The organism is Gilliamella sp. App6-5, assembly GCF_001690525.1.
GTDB lineage: Bacteria > Pseudomonadota > Gammaproteobacteria > Enterobacterales > Orbaceae > Gilliamella > Gilliamella apicola_H.
The window spans coordinates 68,858-74,857 of record NZ_LZGT01000094.1 but is presented as its reverse complement, the minus strand read 5'-3'; the positions used below and the strand labels follow the sequence as shown (position 1 = coordinate 74,857).

The 6,000-nt window shown below is 39.1% G+C and carries 1 protein-coding gene, 1 pseudogene and 1 CRISPR repeat array (1 of these 3 running past the window's edge); of the genes and pseudogenes, one reads left to right on the top strand and one right to left on the bottom strand.

Going from position 1 to position 6,000, the window contains the following annotated elements; translation table 11 throughout:
* A pseudogene (locus tag A9G24_RS13205) lies at nucleotides 1-989 on the bottom strand (IS1182 family transposase); the annotation flags it as partial.
* 350 nt (nucleotides 990-1,339) lie between these two features.
* Between A9G24_RS13205 and A9G24_RS11465 the strand changes: the two are divergent.
* A complete protein-coding gene (locus A9G24_RS11465; RefSeq protein ID WP_065639131.1) occupies nucleotides 1,340-2,437 on the top strand; it encodes a lactate oxidase in 1,098 nt (365 codons plus the stop codon).
* Nucleotides 2,438-2,774: 337 nt separating this feature from the next.
* Nucleotides 2,775-6,000: a CRISPR direct-repeat array (repeat unit 28 nt; unit sequence AATTAAAACTGCCTACACGGCAGTGAAC) (it continues 283 nt past the right edge of the window).

Here is a 6,000-nt window from a genome sequence, read left to right as displayed (position 1 = left end):
TGTTTGCCCGTTTGGGCAAGTATAAGTATCGTTTTGACTGTTATAGATAAACTGCTTTTTTCTGATGGGATTCGCACCATGGGTGGGGCGGCGATAACCCAACACCGGATATATCTGCTCTGCCAGCAGTAAATGGCAAATGGGAGCCGTAAAATAACCCGCATCAAGACCGACACCAACCGGATTAAAGCCAAACCGCTCTAACTGGCGTTTTAATCGAGCCATGTAAGGCTGGGAATCATGGATATTTCCAGCTGTGACATAGGTATCGGTAATTAAATTATGTTTGCCATCAACCGTTCGGTGATCTAAGTAGAAGAATCCTTTAGGCTTGCCTTCCCGATGCATAAAGCCACTGTCTGGATCTGTTGTACTGACTTTAACCTCCTTGTATTTCTCTACCGTCGATGGCTTTAAGACTTTTTTCCGTTTAATTCTCTTTCTGCGTTGATGGCTTGATTAAGCGCATCAATATATTGACTGGGCTCAACAATACGCTGCTCATTACGTGCTTTGCCTTTATTGGCATTTGCTTTTAGGTGAGTACTGTCCGTATATAATACCCGACCACTTATCAACCCTTTGGCAATGGCCTGCTCAACAATATTATCAAAAATCTGTTGATAGATTTCACTGTCATTAAACCGACGGCGACGATTTTGGCTAAGTGTTGAGGCGTCAATCACTTTTTCAGTTAATCCCATTCCCAGAAACCAGCGGTAAGCTAAATTGACCTGAATTTCCTGAACCAGACGACGTTCACTGGGGATACCGAAAAGATACCCCAATAGCATGATTTTAAACAGTCTGACCGGATCTTCTGCTGGACGACCGTTATTAGGGCAATAAAGTGGTGCTACCGCTTCTCGAATAAATTCAAAATCAATGACTTTAGCTATTTTACGAATAAGATGATTTTGAGGGACAAGCGCATCTAGTGAGATTTGCTCTATTTTTTCTGGTGTCGCTGGAGTTGGTTTTTTTAGCATAGAAGAATTCCTCTTATAATGGACTCCTCTCTATTAGATCAAAGAACTCGCCAAAAAGCGAGTTCTTTGTCATCAATCTGAAACCTCGAATAATATCGAGGTTTATTTTTTGGTTTAGCAAAAAAATAAGCTTTTTATTGAATCTCTTTACAGCAAACTAAAAAAATCCAAATAACTGCATTACTATTTTCTTTATATTTCAGGCTGTGATCTGTACTTAAAAAAGTTTCTACAAAGATGAATATAAAAAAGTGCTATTTTGTCAGAAATGAATTTTATTTAATTTTAAATAAAAAATAGCTGTGATATAACCATACTGTTGTATTAACTCTCATAATTAGGAGCGAATCATGTCATACCATACAAGTAATGAAGAACACGCTATAGAGATCGTTAATATTGCTTCATTAGAAGCATTAGTTAAAGCAAGAATGGAGCCTGGAGCTTTTGGTTATATCCGCGGTGGTGCCGAAGACGAATGGACAATGCGAGAAAATACCTTAGCGTTTAATCGCAAAAAAATTATTCCTCGGGTATTACAAGGTATTGATCATGCTAATTTATCAACAAAATTGTGGGATATCTCATTAAAAACACCCATTATTCAAGCACCGTCAGCAGCCCAAGGATTGGCTCACGAACAAGGCGAAAAGGACACCGCTAAAGGCGTCGCTGCTGCGGGATCTATTTTCTGTATTAGTACTTATGCAAATACCTCTATTGAAGATGCCGCAAATGCCGCGCCCAATGTACCGTATTTTTTTCAACTCTATATGAGTAAAGATGATGATTTTAACCGGTTTATTATCGATAAAGCCGTTAAAGCAGGCGCAAAAGCAATCATTCTAACAGTCGATTCAACGTTAGGCGGTTATCGCGAAGAGGATATCGTCAATAAATTTCAATTTCCACTCCCTATGAAAAACCTCAGTGCTTACAGTCAATCAAACGGTAATGGCGATGGTTCAGGTAAAGGCATTAGCGAAATTTATGCCGCAGCAAAACAAGGTATCGTTCCTTCTGATATTCAAAAAATAAAAGCCATGGCAAATTTACCTGTTATTGTAAAAGGCATTCAATCACCTGAAGATGCATCCATTGCAATATCTGCTGGAGCTGATGGGATTTGGATATCAAATCATGGTGGAAGACAATTAGATGGCGCTCCCGCTTCATTTGAGGTATTACCTAGTATTTCAGCTGCTGTTGCTAAACGTGTTCCAATCATTTTTGACAGCGGTATACGCCGTGGCGAACATGTATTTAAAGCTTTAGCAAGTGGCGCTGATCTTGTTGCTATTGGACGCCCTATTCTTTATGGTCTAAATTTAGGTGGAGCTGAGGGAGTAAAATCCGTCTTTGATCATCTTAACAAAGAACTGTCTATTACCATGCAATTAGCTGGCACAAAAACGATCGAAGATATTAAAAATACCCTATTAATATAATGGTTAGAAATTACTTGCTTCGGTTACAGTAGTAAAAAAAACGACTCTAATAAATATATATAAAAAAACAACGCCATATCATCAACAAGTGTTATGGCGATGATATAAAAAAATAGCCGTCATTGATTTGGCTAAACGTATTATGACCCGTTGCTATCTACCCCCAAAAGACCTCATGAAACATCAACTAACATGATTTCCATTGCATATACAACACAAAAACAAGCGGCGTAATTATTTATTAAGTTGTATGCTCATTATGAAGTATTTACACAACTGTTACGTTTTAGGCTATATTTTTGTAAAAAATATTCAGGATTCTATACCGTTTCGTGATAATTAAAACTGCCTACACGGCAGTGAACTACCTGCACTGGCTCGCTTGGTGCATTTAGCTAATTAAAACTGCCTACACGGCAGTGAACGATCGTTGGTTTTTAGTGCAAATTGAAGAGTTAATTAAAACTGCCTACACGGCAGTGAACGGTGACTGGCGTGCCGATAACAATAAAAATATAATTAAAACTGCCTACACGGCAGTGAACGTGAACATGCCCCTTGGGCACTTGCTGATTATAATTAAAACTGCCTACACGGCAGTGAACAAGTAGGTTTGCCTCGGAATGTGATATAAGTAAATTAAAACTGCCTACACGGCAGTGAACAATGGTTGTGTTCGTGTTTATAGTGGTTTAATAATTAAAACTGCCTACACGGCAGTGAACGGCTTTAATCCGGTTGGTGTCGGTCTTGATGCAATTAAAACTGCCTACACGGCAGTGAACGCAACTCGCGGTGGTGTTTTGTATTGTGCATGAATTAAAACTGCCTACACGGCAGTGAACGCTTAGCGTTATCTTGCCTGACGACAATCTCTAATTAAAACTGCCTACACGGCAGTGAACATACGGCTATGGTGATGTTGATGGATTGACATAATTAAAACTGCCTACACGGCAGTGAACCCATTAATTAGCGGCTTTTAATAATTGCTCTTAATTAAAACTGCCTACACGGCAGTGAACGCGGTTGACCTATGTATTCGTCCAAATATTTAAATTAAAACTGCCTACACGGCAGTGAACGTTATGGTGTGTTTTTTTTGGGGAATAAAGGGAATTAAAACTGCCTACACGGCAGTGAACGCAACAAAGTTTAGAAAAGACTTTTGCCAAGTAATTAAAACTGCCTACACGGCAGTGAACATTATTAGGATAATATTTGATTTGTTTGTTGAAATTAAAACTGCCTACACGGCAGTGAACATGTTCTGGTGATTCAACCATGCTTATCGCTTAATTAAAACTGCCTACACGGCAGTGAACTTGAAGATATATTAGCAATGGAAGTGGGTTATAATTAAAACTGCCTACACGGCAGTGAACAAGTAGGTTTGCCTCGGAATGTGATATAAGTAAATTAAAACTGCCTACACGGCAGTGAACGCTGTTTGATAAAATGGCTGTCGACTCTTTCAAATTAAAACTGCCTACACGGCAGTGAACTAACCCCAGATATCAAAATTGAAAATTTACAAAATTAAAACTGCCTACACGGCAGTGAACTCATTTTTTGCTCGATTCGTTGACGTTTTAATAATTAAAACTGCCTACACGGCAGTGAACCCAAGCCCATAAATACACTCCACAAATTGCGTAATTAAAACTGCCTACACGGCAGTGAACTTGATGGGTTTCAATTGCTTCTAACTTACGCGAATTAAAACTGCCTACACGGCAGTGAACGTTACATCATTATCCTCAAGAAAAAGATCACTAATTAAAACTGCCTACACGGCAGTGAACCCTATGTGTTACTGACCATTGGTGATGGCTTGAATTAAAACTGCCTACACGGCAGTGAACATTACTTCTTTTGTTTCTTGGTTTTTGAAGTAAATTAAAACTGCCTACACGGCAGTGAACTGCGTGGAGATAGTACAATGTCAACCTTGTTTAATTAAAACTGCCTACACGGCAGTGAACAGATCTTAGGCGAGATAGAATCAAATTAGAAGAATTAAAACTGCCTACACGGCAGTGAACAAGTTACCTACTGATACTGCTTTTCACATCGTAATTAAAACTGCCTACACGGCAGTGAACCGACTACCGTTCCCATACGAACCGTGCGATCAAATTAAAACTGCCTACACGGCAGTGAACTGATGCACTACATGTTATGGCTGGCCCTGTTTAATTAAAACTGCCTACACGGCAGTGAACGGTTTAATCCACTGAAGCCGTTACCGCCAGTTAATTAAAACTGCCTACACGGCAGTGAACAATCCATGCTTTATCCGATAAAATTTTTACTCAATTAAAACTGCCTACACGGCAGTGAACAGATTGGTTACGCCTGAACGCCAATGATAAGTAATTAAAACTGCCTACACGGCAGTGAACTCTTCCATCCACGTTTCAAATTCAAATCGCTTAATTAAAACTGCCTACACGGCAGTGAACAGGCAATATTATTTCCGATCGTACATCATTTAAATTAAAACTGCCTACACGGCAGTGAACAATTGAGATTTTTGAAATATAGGAGGCATAGAAATTAAAACTGCCTACACGGCAGTGAACGTCAGGTGCATAATGGTTGCTAGTAAAAGGTAAATTAAAACTGCCTACACGGCAGTGAACAGAAGGTGCTAAGCGGGTCTGTTGTTGGGATTAATTAAAACTGCCTACACGGCAGTGAACTGAATTTGCTCATCTCTTTTTCAACAGCTTGTAATTAAAACTGCCTACACGGCAGTGAACGAAGTGCTTGGTGAGATCATGGGGACTAATTTAATTAAAACTGCCTACACGGCAGTGAACGTTTAAATTGGCAGTAACCGACTATAGTTTCTAATTAAAACTGCCTACACGGCAGTGAACTAGGATGACTAAGATAAAAAAACTGGATAATAAATTAAAACTGCCTACACGGCAGTGAACAAAGGTATTGATGTAATAGGTAATGTACAAGTAATTAAAACTGCCTACACGGCAGTGAACTCATTCCTTGGTTTTATTATGCCGTGGTTAATAATTAAAACTGCCTACACGGCAGTGAACTCGCCCTTTTTTAGCACTTTCTGGCACTTGTTAATTAAAACTGCCTACACGGCAGTGAACATTGAACGTGAACAAAACAATTAGCGGTGATTAATTAAAACTGCCTACACGGCAGTGAACCAGTAGGCTCATTAGATTTTGAATCATTTGGTAATTAAAACTGCCTACACGGCAGTGAACAAATACTGATTTTATTGTTATCCCATACCATTAATTAAAACTGCCTACACGGCAGTGAACATCTAAAAAACAATATTTTTTACTGAAACGTAAATTAAAACTGCCTACACGGCAGTGAACGTGAAGAAGCCAGCTTTATTGTCATGGTGGATAATTAAAACTGCCTACACGGCAGTGAACTTTTGAACTTCAAATAGATGGTTCTTTTACTACAATTAAAACTGCCTACACGGCAGTGAACTCAGGTAGAAAGCGACAATCCGACCTTGGATAAATTAAAACTGCCTACACGGCAGTGAACCAGCAATGAAGAATTTA

What these genes read in the sequence shown, in the direction of transcription:
- A9G24_RS11465 (WP_065639131.1), top strand. Translation starts at nt 1,340, where the DNA reads ATGTCATACCATACAAGTAATGAAGAACACGCTATAGAGATCGTTAAT.